Origin of the sequence: Sediminicola sp. YIK13 (assembly GCF_001430825.1) — a bacterium.
GTDB lineage: Bacteria > Bacteroidota > Bacteroidia > Flavobacteriales > Flavobacteriaceae > Sediminicola.
In genome coordinates, this window is the sequence record NZ_CP010535.1 from 2,293,819 (window position 1) to 2,312,454 (window position 18,636).

The window sequence follows — 18,636 nt, forward strand, 5'->3', positions numbered from 1 at the left end:
TTAGTAGTTATCAACGGTACAAATCACAAAAAAAACAGATGTTGCCATCTGGTTTTTTTACTGGTTAAGATCTATGTTTTGTTCCTATGCCATATGTTCATGGATATTGGCCACAGTTAAGGACGATTCAATGGCATCCCTTTGACGCATCAACATACTTTCAGTGGAGGGTGGTAACCCCATATCTTTATCTTTAATAATTTCATTATATTCCTCTAGACTAGCCCTTTCTCCTCGCTCAATTTCTTCCAACAGCTTTTCATTTTCGTTTGAGGAAATTGCAGATCTTAGATCCATCCATGCCCTGTGAAGGTTTCCTGAGATACTGCCTTCTTTGTTTGGCAATTCTCCATACTGTAATATTTCTTTCTTTAATTCGTGCCCAAATGCTGCACGCTGCTCGGCCCGGTCATTGAGAAATTTCTTGGTGGTTACATTATCAATTTTATCTTGGGCCAACTTAAATCCCTTCTCGGCATCGTATGTCTTTTCCAATAAATCATTTAATCTGTTTGAAATTTTTTCTGAATACTTCATATTATCTCTCTTCATTTTAAGTCAATTATTTATGTCAATGTCTTTCACTGACACTCCTCTCAAGTTAAAAGATAAAGACTCTTATCCAAGTAAAGTCATAGGTTTAGCCCAACTTTAACAAGATTTCTTAAAGCATGTTAAGAGTTTTGTCCCTAAAATTGAATTTTAGTTCAATTTCTTGATAACCACATAAAAAGAAATATTATATTTGCACCCGCTTAGGACAGACCTAGCGAACAAAAGAATTAATAATCAAGGGTCGGGCACCCTACAAATTAATGTGATATGCCAGTAAAAATTAGATTACAAAGACACGGTAAAAAAGGAAAACCATTCTATTGGGTAGTAGCTGCGGATTCTCGCGCGAAGAGAGATGGTAAGTATTTGGAAAAATTGGGAATCTATAACCCAAACACCAACCCTGCAACAATTGAACTTAATGTAGACAGCGCTGTAACCTGGTTACAGAATGGCGCACAACCAACTGAGACAGCTGGTAGAATCCTTTCTTACAAAGGAGCTCTCCTAAAAAATCATTTGGCTGGTGGTGTTCGTAAAGGTGCATTGACAGAAGAACAAGCTGAAGAAAAATTCAACGCTTGGTTGGCTCAAAAAGAAGAAATCGTTACAAACAAAGTAGGTGGCTTGGATAAAGCTAAAGAAGAAGCTAAGGCTAAGGCTTTGGAAGCTGAAAAAGCTGTAAGTGATAAGCGTGCTGCTGAAGCTGCTGCTGCACTTGCTCCAGAAGTTGAAGAAGTTGCTGAAGAAGAAGCTACTGAACCAGCTGCAGAAGAAACTGCTGCTCCTGCTTCTGACGAAGCTGCTACGGAAGAAAAATAAGCTAAAGATAGAACGATGACAAAGGAAGAGTGTTTCTACCTAGGTAAAATCGTTTCAAAATATAGCTACAAGGGTGAGGTATTGGTGAAAATTGATGCTGATGAACCCGAAATTTACGAAAATATGGAATCAGTATTCGTTTCTTTAGGAAACAATCTGGTTCCATTTTTTATTGACAAATGCGTACTCCACAAATCCAGCCTTCTCCGTATCCGGTTTGAAGAAGTTCAGGATGAGTCCGCAGCAGATAATATCATGGGGTCCGAACTTTACCTTCCTTTAAAATTCCTTCCCAAACTAACCGGAAATAAATTTTATTACCACGACATTATTGGATTTCGTTTAGAGGATCATGTTCATGGGGACATAGGGATCATACAAGGGGTGAACGATTCTACCTCCCAAGCTTTGTTCATTGCGAAAAAAGGCAACAAAGAACTGCTCATTCCCATTAATGACGAGATCATCACCAAGGTGGACCGAGACACAAAAACCATCCATGTGACTACCCCAGAGGGCTTGGTGGATCTTTATTTAAGTTAAAAACCCTTCCTTTCACTTTCAAATATTTTTGCAACGGTAACATTTGTACTTGTAAAATAATAGCGAAAACCTACTACTTTTATACTACCTTTAATGGGCTAATTGTTATCAACTAATGATTCATCCTAAAACAGAACTCAGGTTCATCAATAATGAAATCGGTTATGGCGTAGTAGCCACTGAATTTATTCCAGCGGGCACCATTACTTGGGTTCTGGATAAATTGGATAGGGAATTCACCCAAGATCAGTTGACCGATATGGACCCCTTATATCAATCCATATTGGACACCTATACTTTTAGGGACAACCAAGGGAAATATATTTTGTGTTGGGACAATGCCCGTTATGTGAACCATAGTTTTAATTCCAATTGCCTTACCACCGCATATGATTTTGAGGTCGCTATAAGGGATATTCATGCAGGGGAACAGCTGACGGATGATTATGGGTATCTGAACATTCCTGAACCATTTGAGGCAGCGGACGAGGGCACCGAAAGAAAGATAGTCTACCCAGACGATCTCTTGAGATACCATAAGACGTGGGACAAAAAACTAATTGAGGTCTTCCATAAGATCCCAATCATTGATCAACCTTTGCGACCCCTGATTACGCCCAAGCTATGGACGAAAGTAACAGCGATTGCCAATGGTAAAATTCAAATGGACTCCATTAAAAATAACTACTACAACGGGAAATGATTTCAAAGTAAAACCATTTATAGCTGTAGCACCTTAAGCATCAAACACCTTCGAATCATTTTGGATTAGGAAACAGCACAAAACTTACTTTGAAAGAGCGACGATTATCACGTTTTAGCACGGCACTGTTGCTTATCTTTGCGGTGAAAACCAGCTTAAATAGTTCCCTCTTTAAATCAGAATATCACCATTCCAAGCATTAAAAGAAGCACTTTTAGGCTAGGGCAAGGACCACTAATATGAGTAAACCCTTTCAGTTTAAACAATTCTCTGTACACCAAGATCAATGTGCCATGAAAATAGGCACAGATGGCGTACTTCTTGGGGCATGGAGCACTATTGATAAAAGGCCTTTTGCCATTTTGGATATAGGTTCCGGCACTGGACTTATTGCTTTAATGATGGCCCAACGCAGCGATGCCGATATGATTGATGCCATTGAAATAGACGGGGACGCCTATGAACAGAGTGTAGAGAACTTTGAACGTTCTCCCTGGGCAGATCGACTTTATTGTTATCACGCAGGTTTGGATGAATTTGTAGATGAATTGGATGAAAAGTATGATCTGATCATTTCCAACCCTCCTTTTTATAGTGAAGAGGTTCCGAGTGGCAATGAGGCCCGTGATATGGCCCGCCAAAACAGCTCTTTACCCTTTGAAGAATTACTGGATGGCGTCAGTAAATTACTGGAAGATGAAGGGCTGTTCTCCACGATCATTCCATTTAAAGAAGAGGAGACCTTCATAAAAATGGCCTCAAGTTTTAATCTTTACCCTAATAGGGTCACGCGGGTAAAAGGAAACCCAACCGCGGAAATAAAACGCAGTCTATTGGAATTTAGTTTCTCTGAAAATCAAATGGACATAGGCGAATTGACCATAGAAAAAGCACGCCATGAGTACACTGATGAATATATTGGGCTCACCAAAGATTTTTACCTTAAAATGTAATTTAAAAGCGTCTGCGGAGTGGTCTTGTCAAACAGGTAGGTCCGCCGCCCCCTTTAACACTTATTTCCTCCCCAACATACGTATTTACCTTACAACCAGCATTTATTAGCAGGGCTTCGGTTTTTGCATTGCCAGCAACCATAACACAATTTCTTGGGCTAATGGCCAATACATTGCATCCCATAGAATCGAATTCCAATTCAGGGACTTCCAACAATTCAAAACCACGATTGAGTAGTTCCTTTCTAAAATGAATAGGAAGCAAAGGAGAATAGACAACGGCCAAATCCTTATCAACGGGGCTAAAGATCGACATCAAATGAAAAACATCCGATGGCCCCTTATAATGAGGAAGCTCCACTACCAAAACCTTGATCGAAAAAGGGGATAGTAGTTTTTTTAACTGTTGGATGCCCTCTTCATTGGTACGGTAGGAGTGGCCCACTGCCAAGGTGGACTCATCTAGCCAAGCCACATCACCTCCCTCTAGAGTGCCAGGAGCTTCGATTTTTCCTAAAATTTGGATATTATTTTTTTGGTAGGTCGCTTCTTGTACTTTGGGTTCGTAAATTCTTCTTTCCTTTCCCATTCGACAAAGGATCATCCCAAAATTAGTAACTATGGCCGCATCCCGAGTATAAATAGCATCCATGGAAACATCAGAATCTCCAGGCTGTAACAGTACGGTTGCACAAGTAGACTTTATAAGGCCTTCAAAATTGGAAAACTCAACTTCTGCCTTTAGATAATCTGGTTTGGAGAGATAATTAAGTGATTTCCATTCCCTTTCCAGTTTATGCTCATCAACAAATGCATTTGATATTGAATTGATCAACACCATATCAAGTTCATGATATTCCGAATGACACGTATATTCCATACAACAGTTGTTAATCCTTATCCTTATTCCTTGTTTTCATCAATACATAAAATGGAATTCCGGACATTAACAGTATAAAACCATAGAAAACAGCAGGCTCCCCTGCTCCAAATATGGCCCAGAGTGAAAACAGAAAGGCCATTCCCCCTAAAGAAACGACACTAACGGTATTCTTAAAAGCTAATTTTTCTTGCAAGACAAGAAGAACATAAGCTGCAGTAGAAAATAAATAAGGAATTAAACAACATAAAGTAGCCAGTAAAACTATAAATTTAAATTGCTCTACTAGACCATCAGTAAAGTTTAAAAGCATGATGACAGAAGTTAAAAAACTTCCAATAACCATTCCCAATACCGGGGCTCCATGTTTATTTTCCCTTTTAAATATGCGTGGAAACAAGTCGTCCTTTGCAGTAGCCATGGCCACTTGCCCTTGTACCAGTATCCATCCGTTTAAGGCCCCAAAAGCGGCAATTACGGCACCTGCACCCACCAAATCACGTCCCCAATCACCACTCATAATTTCCATGGCATCTGCAAAAGGAGCGGGTGACTCGGATAGGATATTGGCAGGGATCATTCCCATAACCACAACGGTCCCTAAAAGATATACCACTGTTGTAATAATAGTACCTATCATTGTCGCCTTAGGAATAGTTTTTTCCGGATTCTTAACATTCCCAGAGGGTACCGTAGCACTTTCTATCCCTAAAAAGGCGTATAGGGTCATGGTCGCAGTAATGGCGATGGCACTAAAATTTGATTTACCACTGATATTGAAAGGATAAAAATTTTCAGGATTGAAAAAGAAAAACCCACCAAGGATAACAATAAATAGAGGGGATAATTTTAAAATGGTCGTAATCAATTGCATTTTTCCAGAAGCCCTTACACCTCTCGAGTTTAATGCCGTAAGCCCCCAAATGGCACTTAAACCAACCAATACCGCTATTATTGGGCTTTGGTCCAAAATAGGAAAAAAAACGCTTAAAGCACTAACAAATGCTATAGCGATGGCCGCGTTACTTGTCCATACCGATATCCAATAGCCCCAGGCCACTAAAAACCCAGCAAAATCACCAAAGGCAGCTTTAGTGAAAGCGTAGGGACCTCCACTTTTGTTGGCCACAAGAACACTCAGTTTACTAAATACGCTAGCAAGTAAAAGTGCTCCAAAAGCAGAAAAAAGCCATCCAATGGTACTGATACCACCAAAAGATGCCAATGCTGCTGGCATAAGAAATACACCTGCACCAATCATATTTCCAATTACCAAGGAAGTACTCGTCCATAGTCCTATTTTTTTTACTTCAACAGGTTCGGCCATAAAAATAGATTAGTGTAAGATCTCATTATAAATTAATTAAATTTGGGAAGAAATCCTTTGCCAAGTTACAATATAATATGATTAAGAACTTTTATATAGATTCGGATATCACAAAAGCATCTACTTTGCCCGCCTCATTTTACAGAGACCCCGAAGTTTTTGAGTCAATTAAGAACGATATTTTTTATAAATCTTGGCAGTGGGTAGGGCACGAAAATTTAGTGGAATTGCCTCATCAACAATATCCTTTTACCCTTTTGGATGGTTTTTTGACAGAACCTGTAGTCTTGACAAGGGACGAGGGGAATCGCATTCATTGTCTATCCAACGTATGCACGCATAGGGGGAATTTAGTGGTGGCCCAAAATTCCAATACAAAAAAATTGATCTGTGGGTATCACGGAAGAAAATTTCAATTGGACGGTACCATGGAACATATGCCCGAATTTAAAGAGGCCCAGGATTTTCCCAAACCGTGCGATAACCTTTATAAATTTCCATTGCGCCATTGGGGTCCGTTTTTGTTTATGGGTCTTAGCCCAACCTTTGATATCAATCCCGTTCTGGAAATCATGAATGAGCGTATTGGCTTTTTGCCCTTACATGATTTTAAATTGGATGAAAGTCGTTCTACAGAATATATGGTCCATGCCCATTGGGCACTCTATTGCGATAATTATTTGGAAGGCTTTCACATTCCTTTTGTCCATAATGACCTAAACGAGGTATTGGATTATGGCAATTACGAGACCCTCCTTTTTGATCATATGAGCCTTCAGATCGGTTATGCCCAAGGATCGGAGGAAATTTTTGAATTCCCTGAAAATCATATCGACCATGAAAAAAAAATAGCGGCCTATTACTTCTGGGTATTCCCCAATATGATGTTCAATTTCTATCCTTGGGGTCTCTCGGTAAACATTGTACGCCCATTGGACCTTAAGAGCACCAAAGTTTCTTTTTACTCTTATGTCCATGACGATAGTAAATTGGACAGAGGGGCAGGTTCTGGGTTGGACAAGGTAGAATTGGAAGATGAGGAGGTGGTAGAAAGCGTTCAGAAGGGAGTCCGCTCAAAGTTCTATAAAGCAGGACGTTTTTCCCCAACAAGGGAAAAAGGCGTACATCATTTTCACCGTCTTTTGGCTCGTTTTATAAATGGTCAAAAATAAGGTTCCAAAATAAACAAAGGTTAGCCAATAATGTAACACAGGAGTCTTGTTATGTTATATTCCTTTTAATTATCTTTGAGACAAATAAAAGCCCGTATGAAGCCAGATTTGTTTGAAGCTCCCGATTATTACAATCTAGATGATCTATTATCAGAAGAACATAAATTGGTGCGTGATGCTGCCCGACAATGGGTAAAGCGAGATGTATCCCCAATAATAGAAGAATACGCACAAAAAGCGGAGTTCCCAAAACAGATCATTGGTGGATTGGCAGAAATTGGTGCTTTTGGCCCATATATTCCTCATGAATATGGAGGCGCAGGTCTGGATCAAATTAGCTACGGACTTATCATGCAGGAGATTGAAAGAGGAGATAGCGGTGTTAGATCTACCGCTTCCGTACAATCATCCCTGGTAATGTATCCTATTTATACCTATGGAACTGAGGCACAGCGAAAAAAATACTTACCTAAATTAGCAACTGGTGAGTTTATGGGCTGTTTTGGTCTTACCGAGCCCAATCACGGTTCTAACCCTGGAGGTATGGAAACCAGATTTAAGGATATGGGCGACCATTATCTTTTAAACGGCGCCAAGTTATGGATCTCCAATTCTCCCTTTGCGGATATTGCAGTGGTATGGGCCAAAAATGAAGAAGGACGTATCCACGGTCTAATCGTTGAACGTGGTATGGAAGGTTTTACTACTCCTGAAACCCATAACAAATGGTCTTTAAGGGCTTCGGCAACCGGAGAGCTTATTTTTGACAATGTTAAAGTTCCAAAAGAGAATCTATTACCTGGCAAAAACGGTCTTGGAGCTCCCCTTGGATGTTTGGATTCTGCACGTTATGGAATTGCTTGGGGCGCCATCGGAGCCGCCATGGACTGTTATGATACGGCCCTTAGATATGCCAAAGAGCGTATTCAATTTGGTAAGCCCATTGCAGCCACACAACTACAGCAGAAGAAATTGGCTGAGATGATCACTGAAATTACCAAGGCCCAATTATTGGCCTTTAGATTGGGGCAATTGAAAAATCAAGGAAAAGCTACCACTGCTCAAATTTCGATGGCCAAGCGCAATAATGTGGAAATGGCCATAAAAATAGCCCGCGAAGCAAGACAGATATTGGGGGGGATGGGAATTTCCGGCGAATACAGCATTATGAGACATATGATGAACCTGGAAAGTGTAATCACTTATGAGGGCACACACGACATACATCTTCTTATTACCGGAGCGGACATAACAGGAATTCAGGCCTTTCAGTAATTATTAGGATACTTTTGAGTTGACCAGATAAGTGGATAAATTTTGACGCAATTTGTCCATGCAGATAGGCTTGGTAAAATAATCGTTCATACCTACTTCCAAGGCTGCTTCTATGGTCTCGCGTGTAACATCGGCAGAACAGCCCATGATCACCAGATCCTTGTTGGTCTCTCTTATTACCTTGGTAGCCTCCAAACCATCCATTACGGGCATGTGAATATCCATAAACACCAAGTCGTACCTGTTTTTATGAACCTCTTCCACGGCCTGTTTCCCATCGGAAACCCATTGGGCTTTTATTCCCATCGTTTCCAATGCCTTTTTAAGAACAATGATGTTGATCTTATTGTCATCTACTATCAAAACTGAGGCACTCCCTAAATCTACATTCTTTTCAGAGGTTAGGTCTATTACCTTTTGCTCTTCCTGTTTGCATTGCACTAAGGAGAATTTTAGCCTAACTTGAAACTCCGTACCGTTTTCCCTTGAACTTTCCACTTCAATTTGACCTCCCATCAATTTAACCAAATGATAGGTAATATAAAGTCCAAGTCCACTACCTTCATGTTTCTTGGTGATGCCCGAGTCTACCTGGGTGAATCGATCAAAAATGGTCTTCATTTTATTTTTAGGTATCCCAATTCCTGTATCCCTGATCACCAGATCTACCAAAAGATGGTTTTCAGAGACTCGTTCCCGGTATCCAACATGGATACCGCCATTTTCTGTAAATTTTAAAGAATTCCTTAAGAGGTTGGTAATGATCTGTCCAAATTTCCCCATATCACCAATTCCACAAATACTACTTTCTGGGGCATCCAAATACAGATAGAGTCCTTTTTGCTCTATACTTGGTTTATAGATGCTGATGATATTTGCAATTTCCTTGGAAGGTGAAAAAGGTTCACTTTTAAACGTGCTTTTCCCGGATTCAATCTTGTCTATCTCCAAAATATCATCAACCAAAAGCAACAATTTTTTAGATGATATATCCATTAGGGAGAGGTATTCCTTTAGAGATTTCTGAATGTTGGACGCTTTTAACACTTCTATGAAACCTAAAATAGCATTTAAAGGTGTCCTGATCTCATGGCTCATATTCGACACAAATTCCGTTTTCGCCCTATTGGCTTTATGGGCCTTTAATTGCTCCCTTTTTAGATCTCTGTTTAATTCCCTAAGTTTCAAAATGGACTCTTTGTACCGTTTATTTTCGGTCCTGGATGCCCTGTAAAAATACATAAGGGAACTAGTTAGTATAGACAATAACATACCAAAGATGAACGCTACGAACATAGTTTCCTTTCTGTCCGCCAAAATGTTAATTTGCTTGGGCATAAGAAAGAAACTCCATTTTTGTTCATCCAGGGAATCTACCAAAAAGGAGGTGGTGTACAGGTATTCTTCATCGAAGTCTGATGTTCTGGGATTATTATAAGCATAAAACGTCGTTCCCGTCTCATCTTTGATTTCAACAGCGTAGGAGTCCAAATCGGCAGCCAATTGATTGAACGGATTGGTAAAATCCATTCCAGCGGTAATGGTTCCTTGAAGTCTTCCTTCAAAATAAACGGGTACATCTACCAAAAATGCATTCCCGCCCTGGGTCAATCTGACCCACGAAGTAACATTGGTTTTGCTGTTCTCGCTATGTTCCCTCCATTCATCTGCCCTGTATAATTTTGAAATGTCCAGTCCCACAACTGCTTCATTCCCTTTTAATGGGGTAATCTTTCTAATGACCATGGAACTATCTATCCATTCCACGAATTTAAATGAAGGGTTTTGATCTAAAATTAGTTGTGCATCCTCTTCCCAATACTGAAAATAATCACCATTGGTGATTTCAATACGCTGCTTAAGATTCTCCAACGCCTTTATATTGTTCTCTATGGAATGATAAAATTCTTGTGATCTAAGATGACCTGAAGTTTGAATTTCATTTTTCAATAATGATTCTTGTGTCTTTAAGGTTTTATTCCATAAAGCTACGACAACAACCATCAGGGTCATGAAAACCAAAAGGGGATATATTAATTCTTTCTTCGAAAATTTAAATGACATATTTTACTACTATTAGGGGGAACTAAGGGTAAAAAATCATTGCTAATATTATTTTTGTAACTAAAACTAAAACCGTCTGTAAGTAATTGATTACATAAACATAACGCATTAAACTTCAATTACACACTAAATATTGTAAATTATAAGAGTTTTGTTGTCAAATACACATATTTGTATGTCAGAAGAATTCCTATCTTTCCTACAATCAAACTATTATAACCCAGTACTTAATCGTGAATTGTGCTACTTTTAAATGTACTGGATATAGAAAAAGTGAGAAAAGAGAAACTATTGTTTTCCTTCCCCCACTTTTATTGAACAACGCTCAGTAATTTATGCTATTCTATTAGGCCGAGTTTCTACTCGCATTGATGTTTCCGTATAGGGACCTTGTCACTATCTTTTCGTATAACTCCAAATGGTCTGATCCCTGACCAATTTTTTGTAGTGCATACTGTTGAATTACCAATAATGGCAGCACGATAGCTTCCCTAATTTTTATTGACTCCCTAGATACGGCCTCTTCTTCCATTAATATCTTGAAATCAGAAATCAAAAGAAGCATTTCTTTTGACAGCAAATACTCATCATATAAGATATTCCAAAATTCGCCATATTCCTTATCATCCTTCATATAACTGGTCAGCTCAAAATAACATTTTGAAAGGGCCATCATACTGTTCAGCATAAGCGCCTTGAAAAAAGGAACTTCCTGAAAGAGTCTTTTCATCTCATTAAGTTGCCCCCTATCCTTTAAGGTTTTGATAGCAGTTCCTATTCCAAAATAGCCCGGTACATTTTGTTTTAATTGGCTCCATGAGCCCACAAAGGATATGGCTCTAAGATCTGTAAGTTCCAGTTTCGCCTTGTTTCCTCTTTTGCCAGGTCTACTCCCTATGTTAGCTTTGTTATAATACTTTAAGGTGCTTTTTTCCTCCAAGTAGGGCATAAACTTGTCATGGTGTTTGAGGGCGTCATACTTGGCAAAACTAAGTTCCGACAATTCCTCTATCAATTGGCGCATCTCCTTGGATATCGAGTTTTCTTTCCCAAACAGATCATTGGACAGACCTGCGGTTAGCAATTGCTGACAGTTGTGCATAAACAAGTCCTTTGTCCCATAGTTACTGGTAATGGTCTGGCCTTGAATGGTGAGCTGTATTTCATTATTGGCTATATTCTTGGTCTGTGCAGCATAAAAACGATGCGTTTTCCCACCTCCACGTGCCGGTGGTCCACCACGACCGTCAAAAAATATAGCTTTAATATCCCTTTGTCCGCATACGGCTGATAGATTTTCTTTGGTTTTAAAGATAGACCAGTTGGCCTTTACATAGCCTCCATCTTTGGTACCATCAGAAAAGCCCAGCATGATGGTCTGTTTATTATCCCTAAATCTAACATGGGCTCTATATTCAGGTAAATCGAAGACCCCGTTCATGGTATTTTCTGAGGTCGCCATTCCATTCATGGTCTCAAACAAAGGCACAATATCGAAAGGTATTTTACCTTCTTCCCAATCTCCGCACCATCTTAATAGGCCATAAACGAAAAGTACGGAAAAGATATCTTCGGAATTGCTTATAGCGTACCTGTTACAACCTTCCTCCCCATTTTTACTTTGAATATTTTTTAATTGGGCTATGTTCTCTATGGTATCCCGCACAAGATCATCCTCAAAATTTTCGTGTTGCAGTTTAAATTTTTTGTGCAACAGGTTATCTATAAGTTCAGCTTCACTCAACTCCTCCAGACTTTCCGTGATGACTCCTTGTTGCTTCAAAATAGCTTCCACGGTATTCCTGTGCACGCTATGGTCCTGTCTTATGTCCAAGGTCGCGAAATGTGTTTTGAATATTTTGACCTTATCGATAAGCTGATCCAAATCTTTTAGGTACAATGAATTGTATTCCCTAATCAATATTTCCCGAATCTGTAAAAGCGGACCAATGATTTCTTCATACCCCATGATCTTTTTCTCATTGAACATGGTAACATAAAGCTTATTCCTTAACCCATTGATCAACTCCTGCAAATCTGTGAAACTCAATTTTTGTTGCAGTGACTTTATATCATGGTAATAGCACTTCATTAAGGTTGTCCTAAGTTCATCAGCTACCTGGTTGGTCATCGAAGCCGTTACAAAAGGATTACCGTCCCTATCCCCACCGGGCCAGAACCCCAACTTCATAATATTATGGTTATCAAAGTCCTCCTTTTGTATATGTTCCTTTATATAGGAATATAGTTCGCCAATAGCATTGTAATACACATTCCTTAAAATATGGATGATATTTTTGGCCTCTACCAAAGGAGTAGGCTTTTGGGCATTTATTAAGGAAGTAAGTCCCAACTGTTGCAGGGTAACATCTATCTCATTGATCTTATTATCCACGATCAATGCCCTTAGGTTGTCCATGATATCCAGTACTGCAGGGGTATAAAACTGTGTAGGGTGGGCAGTCAATACAATTCGCGCACTAAAGGTTGACAATTTTTCAGATATTTCGTCCCAACTTTTATTTTTTTCCACCATTTGGGCGTAATCCTTTATCGTCAACGAATTACTATGCTCCTGGAGCTTTGGAAAAGCGGCATCTTCCACACTGTCGTATAAAACCACTTGGCGTTCCACATATTGAATAATACTGAACATAAAGTCGATCCTGTCCTTTTCCGATTCTATATTTGCATAGTTCTGAAAAAAGGCATCCAGTATCTCCAATGGATTTTTACCCGATTTAAGTCCCTCATCTGCCTGGTGCATCAACAAAGGAATCAACATTCCCACGTTTTCTATATTTCTATAGGGCAAACTAAGAAATAGACTGTTGTATACATTGAATTTGTTATTGACCGATTTCCTAAACTCTTCTATTCTTTCCAATTTTGGCATAACTACTGTATTATGAATTGTGCATTGATTTACTCCATCAGGATGGAAAATAAATTTTGACTGTTAAATATCGTGATTATTCTAGTATAGGATATGAAAATGATCGCAAATAACAAAATTGTACTGGGACACCACAAAACTAACGTACTTCACAACTATAATTTCCCTACTTCGAAAGATGGAAATATATTTACTATGTATTGGTTAAAGAGTTAATTTTTTCATTTTCATATAGTGTTCTCGTAAAAGGGCCTTTGTCATTAAGATCAAGGCCCTTTTTTAATGGAAAATCTTTTTATCGTACTTCTATAGAATCTATTAACAACTTAAAATCTTCTTCTTTTTTATTACCGATAAGAAAACTGATGGATTCTATGGTAATTGCTGGATAATTTGGCATATCTAGCCTTCTGCCCCTGAACCATGGCGACATATCCTCCATAGTTATTTCCATGGTCTGCCATTGGCCCGTGGTGCTGAATTTGGCAATGTAACTATAGTAGTCCTCGCTCTTGGATTTGATTCTAAACTGATAATTCTTTCCGTCTCCTTTAAGGCGGATCACACATTTGGAATAACCCTTAACACTTATAGGTTTCATTAGATAGCGTACCGAGGAGAATCCGCCATTATTTTCCAGTGAAACATGACCTTCAAAAACACCATGACCATCTGAATTGAGATAAATTTTACTTGAAGACCGTCCACCCATGACTACATCATCCAAAACGGTCCATTGGGAAAGGTTACTTTTAGTATTGAAATCAAAAATTACAATTGGGGTTATCATAAACAATTGAACTATAACTATTAACGCGTGTATCATATATCTATCTGTAAGTACTACCATCGTTGACACTCTGGAAATAGCTTTTCGGGATAGGGCTATCCTAATCTTCCCATAACTCCACTAGCTTATTTGAGTTTGTCCTTGAAAAATTTAATGGTTCTTTCCCAAGCCAATTTGGCAGCCGCCTCATCATACCTTGGGGTCGTATTATTGTGGAACCCATGGTTCACCTCGGGATAGAAATAGGCGACGTGTTCAATGTTGTTTTCCTTCAACACTTTCTCATAAGCAGGCCATCCGGCATTGACCCTTTCGTCCAATCCTGCATATTGAAGCATCAATGGAGCGCTTATCATTGCAGCCTCTTCATTGGAAGGTTGTCCTCCATAAAAAGGGACTGCAGCCGAAAGGGAAGGAACTTTTACTGCCATCATATTGGCGATCCACCCTCCAAAACAAAACCCGACCACCCCAACTTTGCCATTGCAGTCATCCCGGGAAATTAAATACTCATAGGCTGCAATAAAGTCCTCCAACATCTCATATCTGTCCCGCTCCCTCTGCATTGCCCTGCCTTCATCATCATTGCCAGGATAACCTCCCAAGGGTGACAAGGCATCCGGAGCCAAGGTGATGAATCCCTCCAAAGCTGCCCTTCGTCCTACATCTTCTATATAAGGGTTGAGGCCCCTATTTTCATGAACAACGATAATCCCCGGTAATTTTTCTTTTGAATCTGTGGGCTTGGATAACAACCCTTTAATATCTCCCCCGCCTTTTGGTGAAGTATAGGTGATATAGTCCGACTGTATTCTTGGGTCATTTGGCTTTACCAATATAGAATCGATATAATTGGGCATCATAAAACTGAGAAGGGAAGGAATAGTTATTCCGCCTACTGCATAAAGTGAAAGCTTCTCCATAAACTGCCTTCTTTCAATTTTATTATGGGCGTAATCATCGTACAGATCAAAGACCTCTTGATTGATATCCGCTTTTGTCAACTTTTTCATATCCTTACTTTTTTAATATTAATTTGTTTATTTATCCTTGGTCCAACCCTGAAGAAACTGGGGGGTTGGATTTAAGGTATACATCCATTTGAGGAAAGGGGATCGTAATATTATTCTCGTGAAACTTTCTATTGATAATTCTGCGAATATCGCTCTTGGCCTTCCCTATTCTAAATATACTCTGGCTAAAAAACAACAATTGGAAATCCAAGGAAGAGTTCCCAAAATTCATCAATCTTGCCTCTACCAATTCCCTGGCATACACATCAGGGTGCTCAAAAGCACTTTCTTCCAATATTTTTATCACCAGATCCACATCGCTTCCGTAGGCCACCCCAACATCAATTCTGAATCTGGACTTATCAGATTGATGGCTCCAATTGATCACCTTACTGTTCGTGATCAGGGAATTAGGCAGGATAATGGAAATATCATCCCTATTCAGGGCCTTTGAAGTTCGCAACCCAATACTTTGAATCATAACAACATCCCCATCTACCTCCAAAACATCATCAACTTTAATGGAGCGTTCGGAGAGCAGAATAATACCCGACAAAATATCATTAAAAGTTTGCTGTAATCCCAGTCCAATACCAACTAGCAAGGCAGCGGAGCCCGCCAACAGAATGGTCACCTTTACACCAATGTTTTCCAGCATAAAGGCTATTGCTATGATCCAAATGATATATTTCATCATCTGGTACAGGGCATAACTGCTCCCATAATCCAATTTATTCAACTTGGATTTTCGAGCGAGTCCTTTTTTAATAACCCAAAGGATTAGTCTCGCAATTACCAAGATCAAAAAAATAGTGACCAGTTTGGAAACTTTTACGGTGAAATCCCCAATGGTAAATAATTCAAATTCCAAAATTTTATTGATCGTCTCCATTTGGTCCTTTTCTGATAAAACCTGATTATAACATTAATTTGAATTACAGGTAATACTACTTATAAATATAGGAAATTAACGAAAGAGATCCTTTATTAATTAGTAGCTCCTGAAAAATACTACGCAATTTAATTTTGAATATTTGTCTTGAAACCCTTATTCAACAAAAGGCTCCAAAATCGTTTTGCCTACGGAAACGGAATCAATCTTACTCCGTGAATAAAGAACAGGGAAATACTGATCCTTGGCCCATGGTTCGAACAAATTTCGATAGAAAGGGCTTTCAGGATCACCCGATTGACCAGGACCGTTGGTGCCAATGGCTGCATCCCAATCTCCAGTATTAACAATCATCCTAAAGGAAGCACCACTACTCTGCCTATTATTTGCCCCGGTAGATCCGGGGGTAAACGAATTGCCCCCTCTTGGCAGGGGACCTAGATCTAACTTTGCTTTTATTTCTTCATTGACCACACCGCCTAAGGCATGAGCCATATATGTATGTTTAAATTTTTCCTGTCCATATTGCCATTGCGTCATATCATCCCCTAAGGTCGACTCCAAATAAGCAATTCCTTCGTTAAGGGCCTTTAGGAGAAATAAATTTCTACCTATCATGGGATTGGCACCAAACCTGCTATCCGGGTTCACCACCCAATCGACTACCTTTTTCATTTGAATATTATCAATCAGTCCTTCCCCTCCCATGGGAATAAAGGATTCATTGGCAAGTTTTCTAAGTTCGTTTTCGAAGGCCACATAAATGGCAGCTGCGACAGACGAGGCTTCCAACCTGTAATCCCACTGTATAAGTTTATCCCTTGCTTCCTTGGCCTTCCCTCCTATAGGCAATACGGCCAGCAAGGGCACTAAGGTTCTGGCTGGGATAGAAAGGTAGTCTACCTGCAAGTTCTTCATATCCTCCATGGTCATATTGGTTCCCGATGCCAACACTTCATTTACCCTATCCCCCCTGTAAGGATCGGCCCAAGAAAAACCTATGGCATTCCAATGTTCATAAGTATCGGGCGTAACACTTTGGTTGGCTGTTGCGATAAAACCGTTGGCTGGATTTAGGGCATTTGGTTTTTGAACGATGGGCAAATATCCATCCCATTCATAACGACCATCCCCAGGTACAGGTACCATGCCACTAAAATTATTTCGAATTGGAGCTATTCCCACGACCTGCCACCCTATATTTCCTTTTTTGTCGGCCCAGATCATGTTCTCTCCTGGAATATGGCTATAATTACAGGCTTCCTTAAATTCCTCCCATGTTTTGGCCTGGTCCATTCGCAAGGAAGCCAAATAAGGTGACCCTCCAGGCTCCAGCCATGCACAGCGTACCGCATAGGCCGTATTTTTATTTTCATCAGAAAAAACTACTGGCCCGTGCCTGGTATATTTTAGTTCGATTTCTACTTCTTTTTGTCCCTTCACTTTAATGATCTCCGAAATAATGGTCATGTCCTCCCATTGACCTTGGTATCTGTACTGGTTGGGGTTTTCAGGATTTAGTTCATAGACGTACAGGTCCTCTCCATCGGTTTCAAAAACCGTAAGGCCCCATGAGCCATACTCATTGTGTCCTATGGAAATCCCTGGAATTTCGGGCTCTCCCCCTCCAATTACATTCCACCCTGGTGCGACCAAATGGGTCATATACCTCAATGAAGGCACTGCGATGGTCCTATGGGGGTCATTGGCCATATAGGTGTTTCCGTCCGCCATTAACTTTCCGCTCACTACCCAATTGTTGCTCCCAAAGGAACGTGGATCTTCTTTTTCCATTTTTGGGTTCAGCATTGCCGTTTCATAAGCCTTACTTTTATAAGCCTCTTGTACATCACTTTCTTGAAAGGCAACAGGTTTTCTGTAAGCTTTGTAGAGTTCCAGAATATCTTGAAAAAGGAGTTCCTCATCCACGGCGGGATCCAAATCTATAAGTGGATCCTTGGGGTGGAACCAAGAAAGATCCTTTACTGTGGCCGACCCTAGTTTGGCTACGGCGCGCCCAATCTGCAACTCTTCTTCAATATTACCCAAAAGGCCTTGATGTCTAGAAATTACGACATCTGGAGTCCATTTCCCGGGTCTTAAATTTAGAATTTTAAATTCCAAAGGCAATTGCTCTGGTGTTTTTAGTATTTCTTCAATGTAGGCATTCACCCCATTGGTATAGGCGGTAATAATTTCTGTCCCATCGTTGTGATAATGGTTCATTTCTTGGGTCATATCCCCACGATATTTGAAGAGGCGGGTCCCAATATCTCGTTTCAATTCCCTCTCGCCCAATATTTCTGCAACGGTCCCTGTGGCTTGTCGTCTCCAAATCTCAAATTGAAAAAGACGGTCTTTGGCTGCAGCATACCCTTGGGCAAAAAACAGATCGTGCTGGTTTTTGGCATAAATGTGATTGATACCCCATTCATCCCTGACCAATTCTACGGGTTCTTTGAGACCTGGAACAATTAATTTATCCTGATCAGAGGAAGTACATGAAAAAAAGAGGAGTGTAATTAAAAGAAATGAAAGGATTCTCATATGTATAACTTGGAATTGGTTTGGTTCTTAATTTAATGGGTATGCCATTACCTCTTAAAGTTACTTAATTTTCCAAACCTAAAACACATATGGAATGTAAAGATCCAATTTATTGCCTTCTATTTTTTTTTAAGGTAAGCTCCTTAAATAATTTTGTACTTAAACTTGGATTATCAGGCAATGCCATTTTTAAACTACAATTGG

The 18,636-nt window shown here is 39.7% G+C and carries 15 protein-coding genes; 6 read left to right on the plus strand and 9 right to left on the minus strand.

Going from position 1 to position 18,636, the window contains the following annotated elements:
• Positions 1-84 precede the first annotated feature (84 nt).
• Positions 85-552: a ferritin-like domain-containing protein gene (locus tag SB49_RS10170; RefSeq protein WP_235537732.1), complete on the minus strand. Its 468-nt coding sequence runs from the start codon at positions 550-552 to the stop codon at positions 85-87.
• Positions 553-822: 270 nt separating this feature from the next.
• On the opposite strand from SB49_RS10170, the gene SB49_RS10175 reads away from it, so the two are divergent.
• The 4 genes from SB49_RS10175 to SB49_RS10190 all read left to right on the plus strand — a co-directional run bounded on the left by SB49_RS10175 (position 823) and on the right by SB49_RS10190 (position 3,576).
• Positions 823-1,377, plus strand: coding sequence for a 30S ribosomal protein S16 (locus SB49_RS10175; protein ID WP_062056238.1), 555 nt, complete (start codon positions 823-825; stop codon positions 1,375-1,377).
• 15 nt (positions 1,378-1,392) lie between these two features.
• On the plus strand, positions 1,393-1,920 hold the full coding sequence (gene rimM, locus SB49_RS10180) for a ribosome maturation factor RimM (protein ID WP_062056240.1): 528 nt from the start codon (positions 1,393-1,395) through the stop codon (positions 1,918-1,920).
• A gap of 115 nt (positions 1,921-2,035) precedes the next feature.
• Positions 2,036-2,623 carry an SET domain-containing protein gene (locus SB49_RS10185; RefSeq protein WP_062056242.1) on the plus strand — a complete coding sequence of 196 codons (588 nt, stop codon included), beginning with the start codon at positions 2,036-2,038 and terminating at the stop codon, positions 2,621-2,623.
• Between the two features lie 239 nt (positions 2,624-2,862).
• Positions 2,863-3,576 carry a tRNA1(Val) (adenine(37)-N6)-methyltransferase gene (locus tag SB49_RS10190; RefSeq protein WP_062056244.1) on the plus strand — a complete coding sequence of 238 codons (714 nt, stop codon included), beginning with the start codon at positions 2,863-2,865 and terminating at the stop codon, positions 3,574-3,576.
• 1 nt (position 3,577) lies between these two features.
• Here the strand turns inward: SB49_RS10190 and SB49_RS10195 are convergent, their stop codons facing one another.
• On the minus strand, positions 3,578-4,456 hold the full coding sequence (locus tag SB49_RS10195; RefSeq protein WP_062056246.1) for a dimethylarginine dimethylaminohydrolase family protein: 879 nt from the start codon (positions 4,454-4,456) through the stop codon (positions 3,578-3,580).
• Positions 4,457-4,466: 10 nt separating this feature from the next.
• Positions 4,467-5,783, minus strand: a complete 1,317-nt coding sequence (locus SB49_RS10200) for an amino acid permease (protein ID WP_062056248.1) — start codon at positions 5,781-5,783, stop codon at positions 4,467-4,469.
• Between the two features lie 77 nt (positions 5,784-5,860).
• Here SB49_RS10200 and SB49_RS10205 point away from each other — a divergent pair, with 77 nt between their 5' ends.
• Together SB49_RS10205 and SB49_RS10210 are read left to right on the plus strand one after the other, a co-directional pair.
• Entirely contained in the window at positions 5,861-6,955 is a 1,095-nt protein-coding gene (locus SB49_RS10205) for an aromatic ring-hydroxylating oxygenase subunit alpha (protein ID WP_062056250.1), read from the plus strand.
• A 96-nt stretch (positions 6,956-7,051) separates the two neighbouring features.
• Entirely contained in the window at positions 7,052-8,230 is a 1,179-nt protein-coding gene (locus tag SB49_RS10210; protein ID WP_062056252.1) for an acyl-CoA dehydrogenase family protein, read from the plus strand.
• Positions 8,231-8,233: 3 nt separating this feature from the next.
• Here SB49_RS10210 and SB49_RS10215 read toward each other — a convergent pair whose 3' ends face one another.
• From SB49_RS10215 to SB49_RS10240, 6 genes are all read right to left on the minus strand, one after another.
• Positions 8,234-10,294 (minus strand): response regulator, encoded by a 2,061-nt coding sequence (locus SB49_RS10215; protein ID WP_062056254.1) that lies wholly within the window; start codon positions 10,292-10,294, stop codon positions 8,234-8,236.
• Positions 10,295-10,640: 346 nt separating this feature from the next.
• Entirely contained in the window at positions 10,641-13,190 is a 2,550-nt protein-coding gene (locus SB49_RS10220; protein WP_062056256.1) for a phosphoenolpyruvate carboxylase, read from the minus strand.
• A 295-nt stretch (positions 13,191-13,485) separates the two neighbouring features.
• A complete protein-coding gene (locus tag SB49_RS10225) occupies positions 13,486-14,016 on the minus strand; it encodes a CIA30 family protein (protein WP_145758379.1) in 531 nt (176 codons plus the stop codon).
• A gap of 89 nt (positions 14,017-14,105) precedes the next feature.
• Positions 14,106-14,993 (minus strand): dienelactone hydrolase family protein, encoded by an 888-nt coding sequence (locus SB49_RS10230; RefSeq protein WP_062056259.1) that lies wholly within the window; start codon positions 14,991-14,993, stop codon positions 14,106-14,108.
• 31 nt (positions 14,994-15,024) lie between these two features.
• Entirely contained in the window at positions 15,025-15,885 is an 861-nt protein-coding gene (locus SB49_RS10235; protein ID WP_062056261.1) for a mechanosensitive ion channel family protein, read from the minus strand.
• A 156-nt stretch (positions 15,886-16,041) separates the two neighbouring features.
• Positions 16,042-18,432 carry a penicillin acylase family protein gene (locus SB49_RS10240; RefSeq protein WP_062056263.1) on the minus strand — a complete coding sequence of 797 codons (2,391 nt, stop codon included), beginning with the start codon at positions 18,430-18,432 and terminating at the stop codon, positions 16,042-16,044.
• Positions 18,433-18,636: the final 204 nt, after the last annotated feature.

Excerpts from the sequence above, each read along its gene's own strand:
- SB49_RS10170 (WP_235537732.1), bottom strand. The coding sequence starts at position 552 with ATGAAGAGAGATAATATGAAGTATTCAGAAAAAATTTCAAACAGATTA.
- SB49_RS10175 (WP_062056238.1), top strand. The coding sequence starts at position 823 with ATGCCAGTAAAAATTAGATTACAAAGACACGGTAAAAAAGGAAAACCA.
- rimM (WP_062056240.1), top strand. The coding sequence starts at position 1,393 with ATGACAAAGGAAGAGTGTTTCTACCTAGGTAAAATCGTTTCAAAATAT.
- SB49_RS10185 (WP_062056242.1), top strand. The coding sequence starts at position 2,036 with ATGATTCATCCTAAAACAGAACTCAGGTTCATCAATAATGAAATCGGT.
- SB49_RS10190 (WP_062056244.1), top strand. The coding sequence starts at position 2,863 with ATGAGTAAACCCTTTCAGTTTAAACAATTCTCTGTACACCAAGATCAA.
- SB49_RS10195 (WP_062056246.1), bottom strand. The coding sequence starts at position 4,456 with ATGGAATATACGTGTCATTCGGAATATCATGAACTTGATATGGTGTTG.
- SB49_RS10200 (WP_062056248.1), bottom strand. The coding sequence starts at position 5,783 with ATGGCCGAACCTGTTGAAGTAAAAAAAATAGGACTATGGACGAGTACT.
- SB49_RS10205 (WP_062056250.1), top strand. The coding sequence starts at position 5,861 with ATGATTAAGAACTTTTATATAGATTCGGATATCACAAAAGCATCTACT.
- SB49_RS10210 (WP_062056252.1), top strand. The coding sequence starts at position 7,052 with ATGAAGCCAGATTTGTTTGAAGCTCCCGATTATTACAATCTAGATGAT.
- SB49_RS10215 (WP_062056254.1), bottom strand. The coding sequence starts at position 10,294 with ATGTCATTTAAATTTTCGAAGAAAGAATTAATATATCCCCTTTTGGTT.
- SB49_RS10220 (WP_062056256.1), bottom strand. The coding sequence starts at position 13,190 with ATGCCAAAATTGGAAAGAATAGAAGAGTTTAGGAAATCGGTCAATAAC.
- SB49_RS10225 (WP_145758379.1), bottom strand. The coding sequence starts at position 14,016 with ATGATACACGCGTTAATAGTTATAGTTCAATTGTTTATGATAACCCCA.
- SB49_RS10230 (WP_062056259.1), bottom strand. The coding sequence starts at position 14,993 with ATGAAAAAGTTGACAAAAGCGGATATCAATCAAGAGGTCTTTGATCTG.
- SB49_RS10235 (WP_062056261.1), bottom strand. The coding sequence starts at position 15,885 with ATGGAGACGATCAATAAAATTTTGGAATTTGAATTATTTACCATTGGG.
- SB49_RS10240 (WP_062056263.1), bottom strand. The coding sequence starts at position 18,432 with ATGAGAATCCTTTCATTTCTTTTAATTACACTCCTCTTTTTTTCATGT.